This is a genomic window from Arthrobacter sp. 2YAF22_2 (assembly GCF_052114645.1).
Classification (GTDB): domain Bacteria; phylum Actinomycetota; class Actinomycetes; order Actinomycetales; family Micrococcaceae; genus Arthrobacter.
The window spans coordinates 1-2320 of sequence record NZ_JBFRFD010000541.1 but is presented as its reverse complement, the minus strand read 5'-3'; the positions used below and the strand labels follow the sequence as shown (position 1 = coordinate 2320).

The following is a 2320-nucleotide window of genomic DNA, read 5'->3' as shown; positions in this document are numbered from 1 at the left end:
AGTGGAGAAGTGCAGGAGGCTCTGGAGATATTTGGAAACCGAACTCTGCCACAGCCTAAGGTCTCAATCGTTATGCCAACCTGGAACCGTGCAGCAAAGCTCCGAACAGCGATCGAGTCGGTTCAGAGGCAGTCTTACACGGAATGGGAGCTGATCATTGCCGATGACGGCTCAGTCGACGACACACGACTAGCAGTCCAAGCGGAGGCCGACCGAGATCAAAGATTGGTTTATCTCGGTTTGCCTCACCGCGGAGTGAGTGTTGCAAGAAACGAGGCGATCAAGGTTGCAACCGGACGCTACGTCGCTTTTCTAGACTCCGATAAGGAATGGGATGCGGACTTCCTCCAGGTGATGATCGCCTCGATGGAATCTGCAGGCCTGCAGGCGGCTGCGAGTGCTTGCGAGGTCCGGATCGGAGATCGGACGTTCTACCGGAGTGTCCAATCGACTGACGAGTCCTTGGCCATAGGGAACTCCATTGACCAAACAGCACTCGTTGTTTCGTTAGCGATGATTCGAAGCGTAGGGGGATTTGACGAAGGACTCCGGCGAGCCGTGGACTACGATCTAATCCTCTCCATCTCTCACCTGACGAAGATCCAACAGATACCATTCGTAGGCGTTCGATATAGCGAGGATGATTCAGACCCAAACAGGATCAGCGAAGCAGAATCCGTCGCCTGGAACTACTTCGTTGCCGACAGGCGCCATTGGGACCGCTACGAATCTGGAACCATCTCCCCAACCACTTCCGAGCGGTTAACCATCATCATTGATTCGGTCTCGTCATACAAAGATGCGCGGAACGCTCTGGACAACATCGCCGAACATGCAGGCGGCCAGGATGTTGAAGTCCTACTTTGTCTTTCGAGTAATGCCTGGACCGACGTTTGTTCTCTAGCACCTTTGAAGATGTCTGCGGTACCTGTGGGATTTGTTTACCAGAATCCATCAGGGATCCGCCCTCGTGTTATCAATGACGCTCTTCGACAGGCTTCGGGTGAGTTTGTACTCATTATGCATTCCGGCCAAAAAATATACGAAGGCAGCCTTACTGCACTAGTTAACAACTTCGAAAAGTCAGGTGCGGCGGTCTCGCACCCCGTCACTCTCGGAAGTACTCGCCTTATAAATAACGCCGGCGTTGTTTACTCCGAACTCGGCGGAGACCCAGTCCCGCTACTCAAAGATGTCCCAATGGACGTTCTGGGATTTTCGACGCCACTTCACACTCCTGGTGCTCCCCTTCCGCTTATGTCACGAACGTCGTTAGCGACGAGCATCAGGGGACTTAACACTAAGATTAAATCCCTTTGGTCCGACATTGACTTTTCGCAGAATCTCGCATCAAAGGGGAACGGGCTTGTGTTCATAGATTCGGACGTCGTCTTTGAGCAGTCGAGACCGACAGCGTTCTCTAGCCAAGCAAAAGCCCAGGCTGACATTCGAATGTTTCATGAATTGTGGCCTGACAAGCCTCGCGGCAGTGAGGAAGCAATTCGCAGGACTGGTATGCAGTCCGGGGGTTTTGTGGGCTTTTCTGCTGCATCCAACCCTGACAATCCAGACCTATGGCCGATGTTAAACCTAGCGCGTCGTCCCCTGGAGATAAGTGAAGCAGTTCCAAGCTTGCGATGGGCCATAAAATCCGCGGCCCCTGCTGACAACAGGTCCCTGTTATGGGGTGACTTTCACTTTGCCAACTCGTTGGCTAAGTCTCTGCGCAAGATAGGACAATCGGTCGCTGTTGACTATCAGGAAAATTCTGCTCGGGACACTTCAAATCTTGAAGATATAGTTCTAAACCTAAGGGGGCTCCGTGACATTGCGCTACCCGCTAACACCCTCAATCTGCTTTGGGTGATAAGTCACCCGGACGAGGTCACCGCAGCCGAGGTTGCGAAATACCACATCGCCTACGCTGCAAGTACGAACTGGGCTGCGGTACAGGGAGCCCAGTGGGGTCGACCCATCCGTTCACTGCTTCAATGCACCGATTCTGACCTTTTCTATCCTGATTTTGATCCCGAAATTGCGGAAGCCAATAGGATACTTTTTGTTGGTAATTCACGAAAGACCTACCGGCCTGCACCTTGGAACGCGGCTAGAGAAGGACTACCAATTCGTATTTACGGCGGAGGGTGGTCGGGACTCGTTCCCGACGAAGTTATTGCCGGTGAGTACATTCCGAATGGCCAACTGAGGCGCTACTATTCATCTGCGGGTACTACACTGAATGATCATTGGCCCGACATGCGCAACCAGGGTTTCATCTCTAACCGAATATTTGATGTGGTTGCAGCGGGCGGTCGTGTCT

Annotated in this window: 1 protein-coding gene; it reads left to right on the top strand. The window is 52.7% G+C overall.

Annotated elements, in window-relative coordinates:
* Nucleotides 1-72: 72 nt before the first annotated feature.
* Nucleotides 73-2320 (top strand): glycosyltransferase (locus tag AB4Y86_RS17045; RefSeq protein ID WP_441403351.1); only part of this gene is annotated, 2248 nt, incomplete at its 3' end.